Raw genomic sequence first — 19,656 nt, forward strand, 5'->3', positions numbered from 1 at the left:
CGTCCCCGATCTATCGGAGAAGGCGGGCAACCGCCTTTTTTGATTCCGGGCGTAGTTCCGGATCGCCTAATTTTCGTTGTCCTTCAGAAGGCTTTGCGCGCGGTTCGCGCAGGAGCCGCCACGATACGTTCAGAGCGTGCTTCCTTCGTGAAAGCCTTTCGGCGTTCCGAAGCGGAGTGAAGGGCCGGATGACCGGCCTGTCATGAATCGGTTGCGATCGTTCGGCATAAGCTGCTCGTAGAGGTTCCCGCCTCGCCCTTTGGCGCCGGAAAGTCCGGTCCCGCCGTTCGACGCTTCCCTTGCTTCATGCCGGCCCGGTCCGTGCGGTTTCAAATCGCCCCGGCTGCCCTCGCTCGAGATTCAATACGCCTGTCGGCATGACGCCAGCCGACACCCTTCTTTTCCGGACTTGCTCCGGACCAACCTGTTCCGCTTGCGCCCGATGCGCCGTTAGGACTTTTTGAAAATGACAAGTACGACCAACGACGACGCCCTGCCGGGCCTGACGAAGTTCCAGTTTATCGCGCTGATGGCGATGCTGATGGCGACCAACGCAATCTCGATCGACATCATGTTGCCCGGCCTGCAGCAGATCGGAGCCAGCCTCGGCGTCGCCTCTGAAAATGAGCGGCAATACATCATCACCGCCTATCTGCTGGGCATGGGGGTGGCGCAGCTGTTTTTCGGCCCGCTTTCGGACCGCTTCGGGCGTCGGCCACCGCTGATTGCCGGTCTGGCGCTCTATGCGCTCTGCGCGCTGGCGATCGCCGTCGTGCCAAGCTTCGGCCTGATGCTGGCGCTGCGCTTCGTCCAGGGTGCCGGTGCAGCGGCCACGCGCGTCATCACCATCTCGATCGTGCGCGACGTCTATGGCGGCCGGCAGATGGCCGAGGTGATGTCGCTGGTCATGATGGTGTTCATGATCGTGCCGGTCGTGGCGCCCTCGATCGGCCAGCTCATCATCAGCCTCGCCGAGTGGCACATGATCTTCGTCGTTGTCGCGCTCTATGCCGTGATGAACATCGCAATCGTCGTGTCGAAGCTCGGCGAAACCCTTGATCCGGCCCATCGCCGCGACTTCACGCCGTCGGTCATCCTCAGCGGTTTCCGCATCGTGCTGACGAACCGGCTGTCGCTGCTCTATACGCTCGCGACATCGGTCATCCTCGGCGCGCTCTTCGGGTTCATCAACTCTGCGCAGCAGGTGCTCGTCGGCGTCTACGACCTCGGCGTGTGGTTTCCGCTTGTCTTCGCGGCATTTGCCAGTATGATGGCGGTCGCTTCCTTCACCAACTCCCGTCTCGTCCGCCGCTTCGGCATGCGGCCGCTATCGCATGCGGCACTCGTCGGCTTCACGCTGGCCAGCTTCGTCTGGATGTCGGCCTCGCTCTATGCGCCGCTGCCCTTCCCGGTCTTCGTGGTCCTCTACTGCGCCACGATGTTCCAGTTCGGGCTGATCGCGCCGAACTTCAACGCCATGGCCATGGAGCCGCTCGGCCACGTTGCCGGTACAGCGTCATCGGTACTCGGCTTCATGCAGACGATCGGCGGAAGCGTGATTGGAGCCTTCATCGGCCAGTCCTTCGACGGCACCGCCACGCCGCTTGCGACCGGCTACTTCACTGTCGCCGCGATCGGCCTGGTCTTCGTTCTGATTGCCGAACGCGGCAAGCTTTTCAAACCGCACCATCAACCGGCCGGCTGATCCCAGAGCCGGCCAGTCTTTTCCAGATTTGAGTTTACGGGTTTTCCCAATGTCCACCATCACCAATCAATCTGAACATATCGACGGGGTTTCCGGGGCTCAGCGCCTCAACATGGGAATCGTCGAGTTCATCATCACCATCGCCGTCATGACGGCGAGTGTCGCCATCGCCATCGACAGCATGCTGCCGGCACTTCCCGCCATCGGCCAGTCGTTGAACGTCGCCAACACCAACGACAGCCAGTTGGTGATCGGCGTCTTCTTCCTCGGCTTCGGTATTTCGCAGATCTTCTTCGGCAGCCTTTCCGATGCTTTCGGCCGGCGCCGCGTGCTGCTCGGCGGTCTCGCCTTCTTCACCGTGTCGATGTTTGCGGCCGCCCTCACCGAGAGCTTCGAGACGCTGCTGATCCTGCGCTTCATCCAGGGCATCGGTGCGGCTGCGATCCGCATCACCACCATGGCGATCGTGCGCGACTGCTTCGGCGGCCGCGAGATGGCGCGTGTCATGTCCTATGTCATGATCGTCTTCATGATCGTGCCGATCGTTGCCCCCTCGATCGGCCAGCTGGTGATCCTCTATGCCAACTGGCACTGGATCTTCATCCTGATCGGCGTCATCGGCGCGATCCTGTTCCTGTGGGCCTTTTCCCGCATGACGGAATCCCTGCCGCGGGAGGAACGCATGCCACTTTCCGTTGGGGCAGTCGCTTCGGGCTTCAAGACCGTTCTCACCAACCGCATCACCTGCGGCTACATGATCGGCATGACGCTCTTCACCGCGGTCATCTGCGCCTACATCGTCACGGTTCAGCAGATCTTCGGTGAGGTCTACGGCCTCGGCGACTGGCTGCCGATCGCCTTTGCCGGCACGGCGGGCGGCATCGCGGTCGCTAACTTCGCCAACGGCTTCTTCGTGCGCAGCTTCGGCATGCGCCGCATCTCGCACGTCTCGATGATCCTGTTCACGCTGATCTCGATCGCCGGTTTCGTTATGTCGCTCTCCGGTACGCCGGCTTTCGTCGTCAGCTATCTGATGTTCTCGGTGCTTTTGATGTTCTTCGCCGTCATCGCGACGAACTTCACTGCGATCAGCCTCGAGCCGATGGGCCACCTCGCCGGCACCGCAACGGCGATCACCGGCTTCGTCTCCACAACCGGTGGCGCCTTGATCGGCGGCACCGTCGGTCAGCTCTTCAACGGCACGCTGCAGCCGCTGTTTGGCGGCTTCGCCCTCTTCGGAGCAGTGACGATCCTGGCGACGCTCTGGGCCGAGAAGGGCAAGCTCTTCACCCATCCTGGCGACAAGGACGTCACCATGGATCACGGTGGCGGCCACATGTAACTGGCGTCAGCATCACATGAGAAAGCCCGCCCGGAGCGCTCCGGGCGGGCTTCTTTGTTTCAAGCACGGAATGCCGAAATCAGACCGTGAAAACCTCGCGACGAAGCGTCTCCCAGCTCTCCTTGTCGGTGGCAAGCAGCAGGCCGCCGTTGAGGTGAGAAGGCAGATAGGGCGAACCGTCGAAGCGCGCCGCATACGCGCCGGCTTCCTGCGAAATCAGCGTTCCCGCCAGATGATCCCAGGGCATCAGCTTCTGGTACATCAGGAAGTGGATGTGGCCGGCGGCGAACATGCGGTATTCGTGCGCGGCGCAGCGATAGCTGGTGGCGATACGGACCTTGGCCATGTTGGCCATGACTTCCCGGCGTGCTTCCTGCTGGTAGAAGCCTGTCGAGGCGCCACCGACCATGGCTTCGAGCGGTACGCCGGCCGTCACCGAGAGGCGCTCCTGCGATCCGTCGGGACGGCACATCCAGGCACCCGAGCCCTTCTCCGCGATCACCCAGTCGTTGCCGAGCGGATCGTAGATGATGCCGGCCACCGTCTCGCCCTTCGCGACGACGCTCGCCATCACGCCGAAGAGCGGCAGGCCGGCAGCGAAGTTGAAGGTGCCGTCGATCGGGTCGACGACCACGGCGAGATCGGCCTCGTTGAGCTTGTCGAGAAGCGTCGGATCGGCCGCGACCGATTCTTCGCCGACGAACAGAGCCCCCGGTGCCACCTCTTCGATGCGCGATTTCATCAGCCGTTCGGCCGCCTCGTCGCCTTCGGTCACGAGGTCGATCGCTTCCGACTTCATCCGGACATCATCCGCCCCGAGATTGCGGAACCGCGGCAGGATCTCTTTGACTGCCGCCTCCTGCATGAGATTGGCAAGGCCGGCGATGTCGACGGAATGGCTCATTCTTTGGGCTCCGGTGTGAGGGACTGGAAATCGAACAGCTTGGGATCGAGCAGATGCGACGGGTTCACGTGGCCGAGCGCGCGCAGCATCGTGTCCTTGCGGCCGGGCATGCGCCGCTCGAGATCGGCAAGCATCGTCTTCATCGCGTTGCGCTCAAGGCCGTCCTGCGAGCCGCAGAGGTCGCAGGGGATGATCGGAAACTCCATCGCGGAGGCAAACTTGGCAAGATCGTCCTCGGCCGCATAGGCAAGCGGCCTGAGCAGCGTCAGGTCGCCTTCGTCGTTGAGGAGTTTTGCCGGCATCGAGGCGAGCCGGCCGCCATGGAAAAAGTTCATGAAGAAGGTTTCGAGAATGTCTTCGCGGTGGTGGCCGAGCACCAGCGCGTCGCAGCCCTCTTCGCGGGCGATGCGGTAGAGGTTGCCGCGCCTCAGCCGCGAACAGAGCGAGCAGTAGGTCGCGCCGGTCGGAACCTTCTCCTTCACGATCGAATAGGTGTCGCGATATTCGATGCGGTGCTTGACGCCGATCGATGCCAGATATTCCGGCAGGATGTGCTTCGGGAAGTTCGGCTGGCCCTGATCGAGATTGCAGGCGATGAGTTCCACCGGCAGCAACCCGCGCCATTGCAGATCCATCAGCAGCGCCAGAAGGCTGTAGCTGTCCTTGCCTCCGGAAAGGCCGATCAGCCAGCGCTTCGCGCCCTTCAGCATGCCGAAGTCGTCGAGCGCCTGCCGCGTCTGGCGCAACAGGCGTTTGCGCAGCTTGTTGAACGAGACGGAGGACGGCATGCGGCTGAACAGCGGATGCGTGCCGGCGCCGAATTCGCCCTCATCGAAATTGGTTTCGGCCTGGTCTTGCGACGGCGTGAGCGAAAGGTCCATGGCGGGGATCCTGTACGGCAGGCGGGCACAACCAGCGCCCGGCAAATCTTGGGCCAGCACTTGCCCGCTCCGGCAGTCAAGATCAAGGGAAATCGGCGGACGGCCGGCTACTTACGGCCCGAATACCGACCAGCCGGTGCGCGCGGCGAGCATTTCCAGTGCCAGCGAACCGAGCAGCGAGTTGCCGTTTTCGTTGAGACCAGGCGACCAGACGGCAACCGAAGCCTTGCCCGGCGCCACCGCCAGAATGCCGCCACCCACGCCGCTCTTGCCCGGCAGGCCGACGCGGTAGGCAAAATCGCCTGAGCCATCATAGTGGCCGCAGGTCAGCATCAGCGCGTTGATGCGTCGCGCCCGCTGTCGCGAGACGACATTGTGGCCTGTGAGCGGATTGCTGCCGCCAGCGGCCAGAAACAGGCCGGCCTTGGCCAGCTGGCTGCAGGTCATCGCCAAGGCGCAATGGTGGAAATAGACGCCGAGTACATGCTCGACCGGATGGTCGAGCTTGCCGAAGGAGCGCATGAAATTGGCAAGGGCAAAGTTCCGGTAGCCGGTGGCCGTCTCGGAGCGTGCAACCTCGTGGTCGATGACGATCTGATCGTCGTCGGCGAGATAGCGCACGAACTGTACGATTTCGCCGATCAGTTCGCGCGGCGTATGGCCGGCGAGGATCAGGTCGCTGATGGTGATGGCGCCGGCATTGATGAAGGGATTGCGCGGCTTGCCGCCTTCCTGCTCCAACTGGACGATCGAATTGAAGGCCGAGCCGGATGGTTCGCGGCCGACACGATGCCAGATGTTCTCGCCGTGTTTGCCAAGCGCCAATGTCAGCGTGAACACCTTGGATACGCTCTGGATGGAGAAAGGCACTTCCGCATCGCCGACCCGGTAGATCTTGCCATCGGTTGTGACGATCGCCATGCCGAAATGCTTGGCATCGACGCGTGCGAGCTGCGGGATGTAATCGGCGACCTTGCCCTGGCCGAACCGCGGGCTCAATTCGCGATGGATGTCCTCAATGATCGCCTGCAGGTCCTGCGGCACGCTCTGATCGGGCATCGGGCTTCCCTCTTACTCATCGCCCCCGGACGAAGGGACGAAACGGCGGATAAGCGCTGGGGTCCGCGCTGTGCGGATGCTGGTCGCAATGACAAAAAAACCGCCCGTTTCCGGGCGGTTCTTGATACGTCACAAGGCGTGAGCCTCGGATTAACGCGAATAGAATTCGACGACCAGGTGCGGTTCCATGACGACGGCATAAGGAACGTCGGAGAGAACCGGAACGCGGACGAAGGTCGCGACCATCTTGTTGTGATCGGCTTCGATGTAATCCGGAACGTCGCGTTCAGCGAGCGAAACCGATTCGAGAACGGTTACGAGCTGCTTGGACTTTTCCTTGACTTCGATGACGTCGCCCGGCTTGCAACGGTAAGAACCGATGTTGACGCGGACACCGTTAACCTTGACGTGGCCATGGTTGACGAACTGACGTGCAGCGAAAACGGTCGGAACGAACTTTGCGCGGTAGACGATCGCGTCGAGACGCGACTCGAGCAGGCCGATCAGGTTTTCCGGGGTGTCGCCCTTGCGGCGGTCGGCTTCAGCGAAGATCGCGCGGAACTGCTTCTCGCGGATGTCGCCGTAGTAGCCCTTGAGCTTCTGCTTGGCGCGCAGCTGTACACCGAAGTCCGAAAGCTTGGACTTGCGGCGCTGGCCGTGCTGGCCCGGGCCGTATTCGCGGCGGTTCACCGGGGACTTCGGACGGCCCCAGATGTTTTCGCCCATACGGCGGTCAATTTTGTACTTGGACGATTCGCGCTTGCTCATCGCATTTCCTTTCATACTGTTACACCGGCTTGTTTCCAAACCGGATCAAGGAAACACGCCCTCCTCTGAACCCATTTGCAGGGTTCTGACAGGTTTCTCACGATCACGCTGACGGAGAAGCCACGGGACATGTCAAATGAAACACCGGACATTTCTGCCCGGCGTTGGGGCGGCTTTAGTGGGTCCGGCCCCTATTGTCAACGAAATTGTGACAGCCAAGCATCCGTTCAAGCCGGGTCAATGGCTTCGGCCCGCTCCAGCGAGACCAGAAGTTTCCTGAGCAGCGCCGCCAATGTGGTGCGATCGTCCCTGCTCAGCCCTTCGAGATATCGCGATTCGCTGGTCATATCAGCGCGAATCGCCGTCTCCGCAAGCGCTATACCCTTGTCGGTCAGCCCGACGACGCTGCTTCGGCCGTCGGATGCCGAGCGCTCGCGCACGATCAGCCCTGCCTTTTGTAGCCGATCGAGCCGGTGCGTAAGCCCGCCTGACGAGATCATCAGCAACGTATAAAGGTCGGTCGGCGTCAGACGATAGGGCGGGCCCGAACGCCTGAGCGTCGAGATCACGTCGAACTCGCCGCGGTCGAGGCCGAAGGAAGCGAACGTCTCCTCGATCGACGGGCGCACAAGGTTGGAAAGGCGGTAGGCGCGCCCAAGGACGGTCATTGGCTCGGTATTGAGGTCGGGCAGTTCGGCCGCCCACTGCGCCTGCAACCGATCGACGTGATCCTTCGCCTCGTTCTCATCCTGCATCGCTCACCTCTGTATTCCATCAATATATCTTGACGGGAAGATAGTTTCGAATAATATCTTCTCGTGAAGATAATTCATCCGCAGCAGGAAGCCAACCCGACCGGAGATGGAGGCCAGCATGTTTCATGTCATTCCGCGTGCAGAGCAGAAGCAGAGCCCCAACCGAACCATCCTGTTTGAAGGTGGGCAATACGGCACGCCGATTTCGCTGTTTCTGATGGATGCCGAGCCCGGCCAGGGGCCTGCCCTCCACATCCATCCCTATCCGGAAACCTGGATCGTGCATTCCGGCGAAGCGGAGTTCACCGTCGGTGAGCAAAAGATCATGGGCAAGGCCGGCGACATCATCGTTGTCGATCCCGAGACACCGCACCGTTTCGTCAACACCGGCATCGGCCGGCTGCAGATGACCTGCATCCACGCGTCCGACCGGGTCGTTCAAAGCTGGCTTTAGGCCCGATGAATCAACAGGCGCAGCGGTAAAGCCACTGCCAGCCTGTTGGAATTCTGCTTGGGCGTGTTTACTCGGCGGCAGCGGCCGTGCCCGCCATATCCGGTCCGTTCGCATCCCCAGGCGCCGTTTCGCTGCCAAGGTCCGGAAAGGCGACGATGCGCTTGCCGGAAAAGTCCGCATGGACGACGATCAGACCATGCTCCTCGAAATAGCCGAGCAGACGACGTGCACGGCGGGCGGAATGCGTACCATAGGCACGCGCGATCATAGCATCTGACGGACACGGCAACCCGCGGACAGCCGCCTGTGCCATCATCAGGAACACGGCCTGAAGATCCTCGGTCACACGATCGGCAAGCAGCAGGGCCTGCGCCCAGGTCTCGGTCGCCGCCGTCTCCGCATCGACACCGGACCGCGCGACCGCCATCTTGCGGCGGAAGGCACTGAGGGAAAGGGCCGCACCGGACGGTAGGCGGCGGATGCGGCAGCGCACCAGGAAGTCCTGGAACAGTTCCGCATCGGGACGGAATGCCGCCTCCGGATTGGTGAGGATTTCCGTAAAGACGCTGTCGAGCAGACTCTCCTTCTCGTCAGCGGTCATCTCCGGCTGAGCCGGCCTCGCCTCCATCGGCGCTGCTGCTTCCGCCCGCGGGCGTGACAGTTCGGCGAGGATGTCCGTTGTCGGGCGCGGCGGCGCGACGGCGCGGCGCATGATCGGCCGCGTCAACTCGTCTGGATCCGGCGTGAAGATGAGGTCCTCGACGTCCTGCGGCGCTTCCGGCAGCGGCATGAGCTTCGGGCTCGTCGAACGGGCCGACGTCTCGACCGTGCCGATCGTCACCTTGAGTGGGCGGCGCGACAGCGCCGGGCCGAGTGCGACAAAGGAGCCGCGCTTCAGGTCGCGGAACATTTCCGCCGTGCGCCGGTCCATACCGAGCAGATCGGCCGCGCGCAGCATGTCGATGTCGAGGAAGGTACGCCCCATCAGGAAGTTGGAGGCTTCGGCCGCCACGTTCTTGGCGAGCTTCGCCAGACGCTGCGTGGCGATCACGCCAGCAAGCCCACGCTTGCGGCCGCGGCACATGAGGTTGGTCATGGCGCCAAGCGAAATCTTGCGCACCTCTTCGGTGACGTCACCTGCAACCGACGGCGCAAACATCTGCGCCTCGTCGACGACCACCAGAACCGGGTACCAGTATTCGCGGTCGGCATCGAACATGGCGTTGAGGAACACGCCGGCATTGCGCATCTGCTGCTCGATATCGAGCCCTTCGAGCGAGAGCACGCAGGAGACGCGATGCTGGCGAATGCGGTTGGCGATGCCAATCAGCTCCGCATCAGTGCGTTCACCCTCGACGACGACATGGCCGAACTTGTCGGCAAGCGTGACGAAATCGCCCTCGGGGTCGATGATGCATTGCTGCACCCAGGGGGCAGATTGCTCAAGCAGCCGGCGCAGCAGGTGCGACTTGCCCGAACCGGAATTGCCCTGCACCAGGAGACGGGTAGCCAGAAGCTCCTCGATATCGAGCGAGGCCGATGTCCCTTCGGACGTCGCTCCCATGTCGATGCCGACCTTCATTTCCACCTCGTCGAGTTCGTCTTGCGCACGGCCGGACACAAAGCCGCTGCGCATTTTTGCCGGAATGCTCTGGATTGATTCGCGTTCATGCGGAGACCGCCTATCGGGCGACACCTAGCACGGTTTTCTGGAAAATCGTGCCTCCGACGCAGAAAACCCACAGGGAATACGCGCCGGAAGGTCGCCCGGAAAGAACTGTATGCACAATCCACTCTCCGCAAGATAAAGTTGAGATTGGCCGAAGATCGTACTTTTGCGAGCAAGGACGAATGCCCATATCGGGTATGGTCGAAGCGCTTTGCCAGGGGTAGTGATGGAACACTATGAGACGGAGCAGCAGATGGAGATGAACAATCTCGATCAGCGCATGCGCGACGCTTACGAGGACGGGCAACGCATCACGTCAAGGGATGAAGCCGCACGCACCAGCCGCATGCACTTCCGGGCCGCCTGCGTCCTCGCAGTGCTGATCGGCATCTTACTGGCGATCTTCTTCTAGAGCATCCTTTGTGCGTTCACTTGTACGCACGGCGCTCTAGCCGATCGTCTCAGTCCGTCCGATCCGGTGCGCCACGGCCGCGTCGGGCGTTACCGTCAGGCCGAAGCCCTGCATCAGTCGCCGGGTCGCAAAATCCGGATTGCCGGAGGTGAAAATTGCCGGGTCCTGGCCGTTGAGCGGCTCGAATCCATTTGGCAGCGGCACGAGCGAACGCGCCCGCCGGGCAATGGCTTCGGCCGGATCCAGCCAGTCGACCGGCCAGGGCGCGAGCCGGCGGAAGACGTTGGCCATGAAGGGATAGTGGGTGCAGGCAAGCACGACGATATCTGTTTTTTTGCCGTCCATCTCGACGAAACACGGCGCGATCTCCGCAAGCACCGTCTCATCGTCCAGCTTCTCGCCGCGAATATAGGCCTCCGCCATCTTTGCGAGGTTCTCCGAACCGACGAGCCGCACATGGCACTGGCTGGCGAAGGACTGGATGAGATCGCGCGTATAGGCGCGCTTGACCGTGCCGGGCGTTGCAAGGACCGAGACGAGCCCGGAGCGCGTGCGCTCGGCCGCCGGCTTGATGGCCGGGACCGTACCAACGAAGGTCATCTCGGGATAAGCTGCACGCAGATCGGCGCCGACAAGCGTGAAGGCTGTGTTGCAGGCGATCACGCAAATTTCCGGATCATGTTCGGCAAGCAGCCGGCCGAAGAGCTCGATCACCCGCTCTTTCAGTGCCGCCTCCTCCCAGCCGCCATAGGGAAAGCCGGCGTCGTCGGCCACATAGATGAAATGCCGCTCGGGCATCAGCACCCTCGCCTCGCGCAGCACGGTCAGGCCGCCGATGCCGCTGTCGAAAACGAGGATGGGTTTCAGTTCATTCGCTGCTGTCACCTTTGTCTCGCGCTTTCCTGCTGTGTTCACCCGGAGCGCCGGAGCCGCGCGGGTTTTCCCGCGTGAACCGGTCGAGCGAAGAAATGACGCCGCGCAGCACCTGGATTTCGGATTCGGTAAAGGACGGTCTGGTCAGAACCGCGCGCAGGTTCTCGACCAATTTCGGCTTTTTGTCGGCAGAGCGGAAATAGTTGCGCGCATCGAGCGCTTCCTCGACATGCTCGAACAGTCCCTGCAGATGTTCCTTGGTCGCCGGCCGCTGCTCGATCGCCTGGAACGAAGTCTGGTCCTCCGATTCCATGCCTGTCTTCAGCCATTCATAGGACATCAAGAGAACGGCCTGGGCGAGATTGAGCGAGGCAAACGCCGGGTTGACCGGGAAAGTCACGATCTCGTCGGCAAGCGCCACCTCCTCGTTGGTGAGGCCGGTACGCTCGCGACCGAACAGGATGCCTGTCTTCTCACCGGTCTGGAAGCGCTGGCGAAGCGTGCGAGCGGCGACAATCGGAGAACGCACCGGCTTGTAGCCGTCGCGGTCGCGTGCCGTGGTCGCGTAGACGAAATTGAGGTCGGCAATCGCCTCTTCGACCGAACTGTAGAGCTTGGCGGCATCGATGACATGGTCGGCGCGGCTTGCGGCAGATCGCGCCTTTTCGCTTGGCCAGCCGTCGCGCGGATTGACGAGCCGGAGCTCTGCCAGGCCGAAATTCGCCATCGCCCTGGCGACCATGCCGATGTTTTCGCCGAGCTGCGGATAGGCGAGGATGATCGCCGGCCCTTCCGCCAGAAGTTCGCGCTCGCTGTTCGTACCTGCCATTTTCCCGTGCCTTCGCCTGTCGTTCGGCGCTTCCCTTGCACAAATGGCGCGAAAATTAAAGTCCACTACAAATGAAGCCGGTTGAGAGAGACCCCGATCATCTCGAGACCAAGCTCCGCATCGTCCTTCGAGATCGGCAAGTGCCGATCGACCGGCGCACCGATGCGGCCGACCTCGTAGAAATAGGCAGACGCCTTGTCGCGCACCGATTGGACGAGTTCGAGATTGGTGTCGATGTCGTCCTTGAAATCGGCCCTCTGCAGCTCCGCATCAGTGCCGACACGCCGCGCAAAGACCCGTGCCCAGTAGGTGCAGGCCATGAAGATTGCCAGCGCCTGGCGCACATGGCCGGGGCGCGTCACCAGCTGCCATGGAAGCCCGAGCGGCTTTGCCGCCGCTGCGAGCTCGCGATAGGCTCGGTCGAGTGCCTGGGAGCGGGCAACGAGAACCATGCCGGAGGTTCCGCCCCTTGCCGCCTGCAACAGACCGATCAGTTCGTCGCACCAGGTTGCGACAGCTGTGTCGAGCGTGGTGCGGGTGCGGGTCGGAAAGGCGATGAAGGCGACGGCCGCACCGGCGATCGAGCCGATCATGGTTTCTTCGAGACGCAGCTGTAGCAGATGCGGGGTCAGCACGCCCATGAGGCTGTAGACCAGCGACAGCACGACGGAGATGAAGAAGGTCATCGTCGCATAGGAGACCGCGAGGAAATAGAAGGCGAGAAAGATGCAGAGCGCGCTGAGCGGCAGCACCAGATAGATGTTGCCGCCAACCAGCGTGCCGACGACGATGCCCACCACGATGCCGAAGAGCGTGCCCGCGGAACGCTGCAGTGCCTTGACCGCCGTATCGCCGCGCGAGCGCGTGTTGGTGAAGACCAGGAAGGCGGCGAGCACCGCCCAGAACCAGCGCTCGCGCGACAGCATCAGCCCGAACACCATGGCGATGCCGGTGGCAAGCGTGATCTGGATCGCCGCCTTCAGCGCCGGGTCGGCAAGCGATGGCTTCCAGCGGTTCGCTCCGCCAGTCATGTGTACTGCAGGCTCTTCAAGGTCGGCCGGCGTCAGCTTTGCAAGGCTGCGCGCAAGTCTCTGCCTGACATTGCGAAGCCAGAGTAGCGCCTTCACCGTTTCCGCACGGCGCGGTGCGGCATCGGAAAGCCGCGCGATCTCCTCGTCGATCCGCTCTCCGTCGCGCGCCAGCATCGCCTCGACCAGCGCCGGCGGCGGCATGGACTGGAAGCTCACCACGATCACGCTCTCGGCCGCGAGATGCAGGTCGAAAAGATTGACGACGACATCGGCCGAGGCAAGGCCCGGCTCCGGTTCCGGCCGCCGGTTCTCGGTCGGGATGAAGCTTTCGGCCATCAGCACCGCTTCCTTCAATCGCTCTTCCGCCGTGTGCAGCCGGCGGCGGTCGACCTCGGAGAGAACGGGCTTGCGGGCAATCTCCGCCAGTTGCAGCAGCATCTGGTCGACGCGGCGCTGCACGCTGGCCGTTGCCCGCAGCAGGTCCCGGTAGCGATCATCCGGCAGCAGGCGTGTGCGAACGAGATGCGCGACCGTGGCGGACACCGCCGCGCCGAAGAACAGGGCCGGCAACTGGTCGAGCGTCGGTTGCAGATAGGCACCGGTGAAATAGGACATGAAGGCGAACATGCCGACGGCAAAGCCGCGGGGCCCGAAGGAGCGGCCGTAGACAGCAAGGAAGATGATCAGCAGGAAAACGACATCGGATACGTAGCGATGATTCTCGAGAACCGATGCAAACCCGACCATCGAAACGCCGACGAGGACGGCGATGATACGGGTCAGGCGCTGGCCTGCCACGGTGCGATCGCGCACCGCCAGACCGCCTTCGACCGACAGCGATGCAGCCAGGCCGAAAGCGGCCGGAGGCAGCGGCGCGACAAGGTAATGGAACGCCATCAGCAACAGGATGGAAACGACGACCGTCGCGGTGATGCGCGAGGCCTGTCGCAGGCGGGAGAAGGCCGGGTCGTTGGCAAGAAGCCAATCGCGCATACGGGAACGAAGTGCCATCGGATGCCTTTGTCTGTCTGCGTTCGCCGCTGGAGGCGTGCCGCTCTCGCCGGTTCTTCCTGCATAGCGGCAGACGCGATCTTTGCAAGGTCGTCGCGCTGAAAGCCCAGACGGAAAGACATACCGAAGCCCCGTATTCGGCCGGTCGCAACCTCCGTCCAAAGTTTCAGCCAAGCATGCTTTGCCTTGCCGGTTCTGAGTGCTATAGGGCACAGGATTTTTCAGAGAGGAAGGGACATCGCTCCCGCTGTCCCGCATAAGCTACGAGGCATATTCATGGCAAAGATCAAGGTCGCCAATCCGGTCGTCGAACTCGACGGCGATGAGATGACCCGCATCATCTGGCAGTTCATCAAGGACAAGCTGATCCATCCCTACCTCGACATCGATCTGGAATATTACGACCTCAGCGTCGAAAACCGCGATGCCACCGAAGACCAGGTGACGGTCGACGCCGCCAACGCGATCAAGAAGCACGGCGTCGGCGTCAAGTGCGCCACGATCACGCCGGACGAAGCGCGCGTCGAGGAGTTCAAGCTGAAGAAGATGTGGAAGTCGCCGAACGGCACGATCCGCAACATCCTCGGCGGCGTCATCTTCCGCGAGCCGATCATCTGCAAGAACGTTCCGCGCCTGGTTCCGGGCTGGACCAAGCCGATCATCGTCGGCCGTCACGCCTTCGGCGACCAGTACCGCGCCACCGACTTCAAGTTCCCGGGCAAGGGCAAGCTGACGATGAAGTTCGTCGGCGAAGACGGCAAGGAAATCGAATACGACGTGTTCGACGCACCGTCGGCTGGCGTTGCCATGGGCATGTACAACCTCGACGATTCGATCACCGAATTCGCGCGCGCTTCGTTCAACTACGGCATCCAGCGCAAGGTTCCGGTCTACCTGTCGACCAAGAACACCATCCTCAAGGTCTATGACGGTCGCTTCAAGGACATCTTCCAGCAGGTCTTCGACGCCGAATTCGCCGAGAAGTTCAAGGAACTGAAGATCTGGTACGAACACCGCCTGATCGACGACATGGTCGCATCCGCTCTGAAGTGGTCCGGCGGCTACGTCTGGGCGTGCAAGAACTACGACGGCGACGTGCAGTCGGACATCGTGGCGCAGGGCTTCGGCTCGCTCGGCCTGATGACCTCGGTTCTGATGACGCCGGATGGCAAGACGGTTGAAGCCGAAGCCGCGCACGGCACGGTGACCCGTCACTACCGCCAGCACCAGAAGGGCGAGGAAACCTCGACCAACTCGATCGCCTCGATCTTTGCCTGGACCCGTGGCCTTGCCCACCGCGCCAAGCTCGACGGCAATGCCGAACTCGCGAAGTTCTCCGAAACGCTCGAGAAGGTTTGCGTCGACACCGTCGAAGCCGGCTTCATGACCAAGGACCTGGCGCTGCTCATCGGCCCCGATCAGCCGTGGCTCTCGACCACCGGCTTCCTCGACAAGATCGACGAGAACCTGCAGAAGGCCATGGCTGCCTGATAAGGCTCGAAAGAGCTTGAAAATGATCGCGCCGATTTCCCCGCGCAACGCCCTGACGATCGCTCGCATCGTCAGAGTCAACCACGCCGGGGAATTTGGCGCGATCCGCATCTATACGGCGCAGATCGCGGTGGCGCGCAGGCTTTATCCTGATTGCGTTGCGATGCTCTCGGAAATGCTCAGCCACGAGATTGAGCACTGCGCGCTGTTTCACGGCGCGATGCCGGTGCGGAACTCCCGCCCTTGCCGCATCATGCAATTCTGGAGTTGGGGCGGTTGGCTGCTCGGATTCCTGACCGCACTCCTCGGCCGCCGCGGTACATGGGCCTGCACGGCAGCCGTGGAAGCCGCCGTGCATCATCATCTTGACGATCAGTTGCATTTCCTCGCCGGCAAGGATGCCGAGCTTCACGCCCTCATCCTGTCGATCCGCGAACAGGAACTGGCCCATCTCCATCACGCGGAAGCGCAACTGGACGACCGAGACGCGCTGGCGGAAGCACTGCGCGCCGTCATTTCCTTCTCAACCAATGTGTTGATCTGGCTCTCGACCTGGGGCGATTCCACCCGGATGGCTACGGCCTTGCGGCAGGCGAAAGCCGCCTCTAGCTCTTGAGTGGCAGGTAAATCTCGCTCAGAAGCTCGGTCGGCGCCACTTCACGGGGGTTGTTGAGATACTTCTCGAACATCAGGCTGTCGCGGATCTCACGACCCGATTGCGGCAGCCAAGTGCCGTAGAGCCATTGGTAGGCCTTGGGCATGTCGGCGTAGGGCCCCTTGTGACGAAGCACGGCGTAACAGCCACCGTCGAGATGCTGGCGCGTCAACGGCGCTTCCGTCGTCATTGGTGCGCGAGCGCTGACGCAGGCAAAGGAGCGCAGCTTGTCCGTCGGCACCAGTTCCGGATCGTCGAGGTAGATGCCTATCATCTCCATGTCCGGCCGGAACAGCTGGCGCGAAAACAGGGTGCCGTAGAGCGTTTCGAATGCCTTGCCGATCTCCATATAGGAGCCGTTGTGGGCGACGCCGACGAGGTCGAAGGCTTCGACGTCCTTGAGTGTGACTTCATACATGTCGGTAATTCCTTCCGTTGAGGCGGTTGTAAAAGCGACATGGCTGCCCTCCTTCCGGTAGCGCGCCGGCGGTAGCCCGTAAGCTCCCTTGAAGGTGCGATTGAAGGATTGGAGGTTGGGGTAGCCAGAGCGCTGCGCGATCGTTTCGACGGGAAGATCGGACTGGGCGAGATCGGCCGCGGCCCGCTGCAGCCGCAGCCGCTTCACGGTTGCCGCCAGCGTCTCGCCATGGACGGCCCGGTAGATTCGGTGCCAGTGATGCGGCGACAGGCAGGCGATCTCGGACAGACGATCGAGGTCGAGATCGCCGTCGAGGTGGCCGTAAATATAGTCGCTGACCCTGTGCAGACGCCTTTCATAGGTCGCCCACGCCACCCGCTCATCCATGTCTAACCTTTCGTGCTTTGCTCACGGATCGGTAGACCATAGATCAATTTGACAAATCCTGCGGAGTTGCCTGCGGACATGGCCAAGGTTTTTCACCGGCCGCGTTGTCCGGCCCCGGAGGGGCCGAGGGCATGCCTGAGCGCCATCTCCGCAAATAAAAAGGGCGCCGCAATGGGCGCCCTTTCCGAATTCTGTCGCTGCCGATCAGCCGGCCAGTGCCACGGCCACGGCCTCGATGGCTTCGGCCGCCTTCTCACCATCCGGTCCGCCGGCCTGGGCCATGTCGGGACGTCCGCCGCCGCCCTTGCCGCCGAGGGCGGCCGAGGCAACACGAACGAGGTCGACGGCGCTGAGCTTCGACGTCAAGTCGTCGGTGACAGCCACGACGGCGCTCGCCTTGCCGTCGCCCGACACGCCGACGAAAGCGACGACGCCGGAGCCGAGGCTCTTCTTGCCGTCGTCAGCCAGGCTCTTCAGGTCCTTGGGCTCGACGCCCGAGACGACCTTGCCGAGGAAGCGAACGCCAGCGATGTCGCGGGCAGCATCGGCCGAACCCGCCTCGCCGCCACCGCCGAGCGCCAGCTTCTTCTTGGCTTCGGTCAGTTCGCGCTCGAGCTTGCGGCGCTCGTCGAGCAGCGCCTCGACACGGCCGAGCACGTCGCCCGGCTGAACCTTCAGCGTGTTGGCAAGCGTCTTCACGCGCTCGTCCTGTTCGTTGAGATAAGCGCGTGCGGCTTCGCCGGTCAGTGCCTCGATGCGGCGAACGCCGGCGCCGACGGCGCTTTCCGAGACGACCCGCACGAGGCCGATGTCACCGGTGGCCGACACGTGCGTGCCGCCGCAAAGTTCGACGGAATAGGCGCGGTTGGCCTTGGAGCCGTGAATGCCGCGGCCCATCGAGACGACGCGGACTTCGTCGCCATACTTCTCGCCAAAGAGTGCCATCGCGCCCTCGGCGATCGCATCGTCGACGCTCATCAGGCGCGTGGTCACCGGCGTGTTCTGCACGATGATCTCGTTTGCCATTTCTTCCACGACCTTCAGCTCGTCGGCTGTCATCGGCTTCGGATGCGAAACGTCGAAGCGCAGGCGTTCCGGTGCCACCAGCGAGCCCTTCTGGGCGACATGGGTCCCGAGCACTTCGCGCAGCGCCTCGTGCAGCAGGTGCGTTGCCGAGTGGTTGGCGCGAAGGCGCGAGCGACGCGCGTGGTCGACGTCGAGCTGGGCGGCGTCGCCGGTCTTGACCGTACCTTCGGAAACGGTCGCGAAGTGCACGAAGAGCCCCTCGCCGCGCTTCTGCGTATCCGTCACGGTGAGCTTGCCGCCTTCCGTGGTGATCGTGCCCGTGTCGCCCATCTGGCCGCCCGATTCGCCGTAGAACGGCGTCTGGTTGAGGATCACCTGGACGGTATCGCCCTTGGCAGCGGACGCGACGACGGCACCGTCGCGCACGATCGCCTGGATCACGCCTTCGGCGGTCTCGGTGTCATAGCCGAGGAAGTCGGTCGCACCGTGCTTTTCCTTGAGCTCGAACCAGATCGTCTCGGTCGCAGCTTCGCCGGAACCGGCCCAGTTGGCGCGGGCCTCCGCCTTCTGGCGCTCCATGGCGGCCGAGAAGGCGTCGGTATCGACGGTGATGCCCTTGGCGCGCAGAGCGTCCTGGGTCAGGTCGAGCGGGAAGCCGTAGGTGTCGTAGAGCTTGAAGGCGGTCTCGCCGTTGAACTGGTCGCCCTCGGAGAGATCGGCAGAGGCGTCCGAAAGCAGGTTCAGGCCACGCTCCAGCGTCTTGCGGAAGCGGGTTTCCTCGAGCTTCAGCGTTTCGGAAATCAGCGCTTCAGCGCGCACCAGTTCCGGATAGGCGCGGCCCATCTGGCCGACGAGCGCCGGCAGCAGCTTCCACATCAACGGATCCTGAGCGCCGAGCAGCTGCGCATGGCGCATGGCGCGGCGCATGATGCGGCGCAGAACGTAGCCGCGGCCCTCGTTCGACGGCAGAACGCCATCGGCGATCAGGAAGGCGGACGAACGCAGATGGTCGGCGATCACCCGGTGGCTGGCGCGACGGTCGCCCTCGGCCTTGACGCCGGTCGCTTCTTCAGAAGCGGCAATCAGCGCGCGGAAGAGATCGATGTCGTAGTTGTCATGCTCGCCCTGCAGAACGGCGGCGAGACGCTCGAGGCCCATGCCGGTATCGATCGACGGACGCGGCAGGTTGACCCGCTCTTCCTTGGTGATCTGCTCGTACTGCATGAAGACGAGGTTCCAGATCTCGATGAAGCGGTCGCCGTCTTCATCGGCCGAACCGGGCGGGCCGCCCCAGATATGGTCGCCATGGTCATAGAAGATTTCCGAGCACGGACCGCAGGGGCCGGTATCGCCCATGGCCCAGAAATTATCGCTCGTCGGAATGCGGATGATGCGGTCGTCGGAAAAGCCGGCAATCTTCTTCCAGAGGTCGAAGGCTTCGTCGTCGGTGTGGTAGACGGTGACCAGCAGGCGCTTGGCGTCGAGGCCGTATTCCTTGGTGATCAGGTTCCAGGCAAGCTCGATGGCGTTCTCCTTGAAGTAGTCGCCAAAGGAGAAGTTGCCGAGCATTTCGAAGAAGGTGTGGTGACGCGCCGTGTAGCCGACATTGTCGAGGTCGTTGTGCTTGCCGCCGGCGCGCACGCATTTCTGCGCGGTCACGGCCGTCGAATAGGGGCGCTGTTCCAACCCGGTGAAGACGTTCTTGAACTGCACCATGCCGGCATTGGTGAACATCAATGTCGGGTCGTTGCGCGGCACCAACGGGCTCGACGACACGACCTCGTGACCGTTCCTGCGGAAATAGTCGAGAAAGGTCGACCGGATTTCATTCACGCCGCTCATCTTGCGTCCTATTCTAAAGCACCGATTCCGGCCCGGATCCGGCATCTGCCGCGCCACTAAGCCATTGTCCTTAAACCCCGCGGCCATCCATGACGGCCACGCCCTCCAACGCCCTCTGTCGCCGGAACCAAAGGCTTTTATCGT

General features: G+C 62.6%; 17 protein-coding genes. 6 read left to right on the top strand and 11 right to left on the bottom strand.

The genetic code is table 11. The features are described 5' to 3' along the window. The first annotated feature begins 466 nt into the window (after positions 1-466). Entirely contained in the window at positions 467-1,705 is a 1,239-nt protein-coding gene (locus tag PWG15_RS08125; RefSeq protein WP_275023884.1) for a multidrug effflux MFS transporter, read from the top strand. A 49-nt stretch (positions 1,706-1,754) separates the two neighbouring features. Next, a complete protein-coding gene (locus PWG15_RS08130) occupies positions 1,755-3,047 on the top strand; it encodes a multidrug effflux MFS transporter (RefSeq protein ID WP_275023885.1) in 1,293 nt (430 codons plus the stop codon). 79 nt (positions 3,048-3,126) lie between these two features. Here PWG15_RS08130 and PWG15_RS08135 read toward each other — a convergent pair whose 3' ends face one another. The 5 genes from PWG15_RS08135 to PWG15_RS08155 form a co-directional block, all read right to left on the bottom strand. Next, on the bottom strand, positions 3,127-3,951 hold the full coding sequence (locus PWG15_RS08135) for an inositol monophosphatase family protein (RefSeq protein ID WP_275023886.1): 825 nt from the start codon (positions 3,949-3,951) through the stop codon (positions 3,127-3,129). Next, positions 3,948-4,832 carry a tRNA 2-thiocytidine(32) synthetase TtcA gene (ttcA, locus tag PWG15_RS08140; protein WP_275023888.1) on the bottom strand — a complete coding sequence of 295 codons (885 nt, stop codon included), beginning with the start codon at positions 4,830-4,832 and terminating at the stop codon, positions 3,948-3,950. Before ttcA ends, PWG15_RS08135 begins: the two co-directional genes overlap by 4 nt. A gap of 111 nt (positions 4,833-4,943) precedes the next feature. Beyond that, on the bottom strand, positions 4,944-5,891 hold the full coding sequence (locus tag PWG15_RS08145) for a glutaminase (RefSeq protein ID WP_275023890.1): 948 nt from the start codon (positions 5,889-5,891) through the stop codon (positions 4,944-4,946). A gap of 150 nt (positions 5,892-6,041) precedes the next feature. Then, complete coding sequence (rpsD, locus tag PWG15_RS08150; RefSeq protein ID WP_034794529.1) at positions 6,042-6,659, bottom strand: 30S ribosomal protein S4; 618 nt, start codon at positions 6,657-6,659, stop codon at positions 6,042-6,044. A 227-nt stretch (positions 6,660-6,886) separates the two neighbouring features. Next, positions 6,887-7,414 carry a MarR family winged helix-turn-helix transcriptional regulator gene (locus tag PWG15_RS08155; RefSeq protein ID WP_275023891.1) on the bottom strand — a complete coding sequence of 176 codons (528 nt, stop codon included), beginning with the start codon at positions 7,412-7,414 and terminating at the stop codon, positions 6,887-6,889. Positions 7,415-7,532: 118 nt separating this feature from the next. On the opposite strand from PWG15_RS08155, the gene PWG15_RS08160 reads away from it, so the two are divergent. Further along, positions 7,533-7,868 carry a cupin domain-containing protein gene (locus PWG15_RS08160; protein WP_275023892.1) on the top strand — a complete coding sequence of 112 codons (336 nt, stop codon included), beginning with the start codon at positions 7,533-7,535 and terminating at the stop codon, positions 7,866-7,868. 67 nt (positions 7,869-7,935) lie between these two features. On the opposite strand, the gene PWG15_RS08165 is transcribed toward PWG15_RS08160, so the two are convergent. Next, positions 7,936-9,450: a helicase HerA domain-containing protein gene (locus PWG15_RS08165; RefSeq protein WP_275024382.1), complete on the bottom strand. Its 1,515-nt coding sequence runs from the start codon at positions 9,448-9,450 to the stop codon at positions 7,936-7,938. A gap of 313 nt (positions 9,451-9,763) precedes the next feature. Here PWG15_RS08165 and PWG15_RS08170 point away from each other — a divergent pair, with 313 nt between their 5' ends. Next, positions 9,764-9,949, top strand: coding sequence for a hypothetical protein (locus PWG15_RS08170; RefSeq protein WP_275023893.1), 186 nt, complete (start codon positions 9,764-9,766; stop codon positions 9,947-9,949). 36 nt (positions 9,950-9,985) lie between these two features. On the opposite strand, the gene murI is transcribed toward PWG15_RS08170, so the two are convergent. From murI to PWG15_RS08185, 3 genes are all read right to left on the bottom strand, one after another. Next, positions 9,986-10,834 (bottom strand): glutamate racemase, encoded by an 849-nt coding sequence (murI, locus tag PWG15_RS08175; protein ID WP_275023894.1) that lies wholly within the window; start codon positions 10,832-10,834, stop codon positions 9,986-9,988. Continuing rightward, complete coding sequence (locus PWG15_RS08180) at positions 10,818-11,651, bottom strand: RNA methyltransferase (protein ID WP_275023895.1); 834 nt, start codon at positions 11,649-11,651, stop codon at positions 10,818-10,820. Before PWG15_RS08180 ends, murI begins: the two co-directional genes overlap by 17 nt. A 65-nt stretch (positions 11,652-11,716) precedes the next feature. Further along, complete coding sequence (locus PWG15_RS08185) at positions 11,717-13,693, bottom strand: FUSC family protein (RefSeq protein WP_275023896.1); 1,977 nt, start codon at positions 13,691-13,693, stop codon at positions 11,717-11,719. 276 nt (positions 13,694-13,969) lie between these two features. Here PWG15_RS08185 and PWG15_RS08190 point away from each other — a divergent pair, with 276 nt between their 5' ends. After that, entirely contained in the window at positions 13,970-15,184 is a 1,215-nt protein-coding gene (locus tag PWG15_RS08190) for an NADP-dependent isocitrate dehydrogenase (protein WP_275023897.1), read from the top strand. Positions 15,185-15,206: 22 nt separating this feature from the next. Next, complete coding sequence (locus tag PWG15_RS08195; RefSeq protein WP_275023898.1) at positions 15,207-15,800, top strand: demethoxyubiquinone hydroxylase family protein; 594 nt, start codon at positions 15,207-15,209, stop codon at positions 15,798-15,800. Here the strand turns inward: PWG15_RS08195 and PWG15_RS08200 are convergent. After that, the gene (locus PWG15_RS08200) at positions 15,790-16,644 is read right to left on the bottom strand and encodes an AraC family transcriptional regulator (RefSeq protein WP_275023899.1); all 855 of its coding nucleotides are present in this window, start codon (positions 16,642-16,644) and stop codon (positions 15,790-15,792) included. The genes PWG15_RS08195 and PWG15_RS08200 overlap by 11 nt on opposite strands. 204 nt (positions 16,645-16,848) lie before the next feature. Continuing rightward, positions 16,849-19,512 (bottom strand): alanine--tRNA ligase, encoded by a 2,664-nt coding sequence (gene alaS, locus PWG15_RS08205; RefSeq protein WP_275023900.1) that lies wholly within the window; start codon positions 19,510-19,512, stop codon positions 16,849-16,851. Positions 19,513-19,656: the final 144 nt, after the last annotated feature.

The sequence above is a fragment of the Ensifer adhaerens genome, assembly GCF_028993555.1.
GTDB classification, from domain to species: Bacteria; Pseudomonadota; Alphaproteobacteria; order Rhizobiales; family Rhizobiaceae; genus Ensifer; species Ensifer adhaerens_I.

Excerpts from the sequence above, each read along its gene's own strand:
- PWG15_RS08125 (WP_275023884.1), top strand. The coding sequence starts at position 467 with ATGACAAGTACGACCAACGACGACGCCCTGCCGGGCCTGACGAAGTTC.
- PWG15_RS08130 (WP_275023885.1), top strand. The coding sequence starts at position 1,755 with ATGTCCACCATCACCAATCAATCTGAACATATCGACGGGGTTTCCGGG.
- PWG15_RS08135 (WP_275023886.1), bottom strand. The coding sequence starts at position 3,951 with ATGAGCCATTCCGTCGACATCGCCGGCCTTGCCAATCTCATGCAGGAG.
- ttcA (WP_275023888.1), bottom strand. The coding sequence starts at position 4,832 with ATGGACCTTTCGCTCACGCCGTCGCAAGACCAGGCCGAAACCAATTTC.
- PWG15_RS08145 (WP_275023890.1), bottom strand. The coding sequence starts at position 5,891 with ATGCCCGATCAGAGCGTGCCGCAGGACCTGCAGGCGATCATTGAGGAC.
- rpsD (WP_034794529.1), bottom strand. The coding sequence starts at position 6,659 with ATGAGCAAGCGCGAATCGTCCAAGTACAAAATTGACCGCCGTATGGGC.
- PWG15_RS08155 (WP_275023891.1), bottom strand. The coding sequence starts at position 7,414 with ATGCAGGATGAGAACGAGGCGAAGGATCACGTCGATCGGTTGCAGGCG.
- PWG15_RS08160 (WP_275023892.1), top strand. The coding sequence starts at position 7,533 with ATGTTTCATGTCATTCCGCGTGCAGAGCAGAAGCAGAGCCCCAACCGA.
- PWG15_RS08165 (WP_275024382.1), bottom strand. The coding sequence starts at position 9,450 with ATGAAGGTCGGCATCGACATGGGAGCGACGTCCGAAGGGACATCGGCC.
- PWG15_RS08170 (WP_275023893.1), top strand. The coding sequence starts at position 9,764 with ATGGAACACTATGAGACGGAGCAGCAGATGGAGATGAACAATCTCGAT.
- PWG15_RS08180 (WP_275023895.1), bottom strand. The coding sequence starts at position 11,651 with ATGGCAGGTACGAACAGCGAGCGCGAACTTCTGGCGGAAGGGCCGGCG.
- PWG15_RS08185 (WP_275023896.1), bottom strand. The coding sequence starts at position 13,693 with ATGGCACTTCGTTCCCGTATGCGCGATTGGCTTCTTGCCAACGACCCG.
- PWG15_RS08190 (WP_275023897.1), top strand. The coding sequence starts at position 13,970 with ATGGCAAAGATCAAGGTCGCCAATCCGGTCGTCGAACTCGACGGCGAT.
- PWG15_RS08195 (WP_275023898.1), top strand. The coding sequence starts at position 15,207 with ATGATCGCGCCGATTTCCCCGCGCAACGCCCTGACGATCGCTCGCATC.
- PWG15_RS08200 (WP_275023899.1), bottom strand. The coding sequence starts at position 16,644 with ATGGATGAGCGGGTGGCGTGGGCGACCTATGAAAGGCGTCTGCACAGG.
- alaS (WP_275023900.1), bottom strand. The coding sequence starts at position 19,512 with ATGAGCGGCGTGAATGAAATCCGGTCGACCTTTCTCGACTATTTCCGC.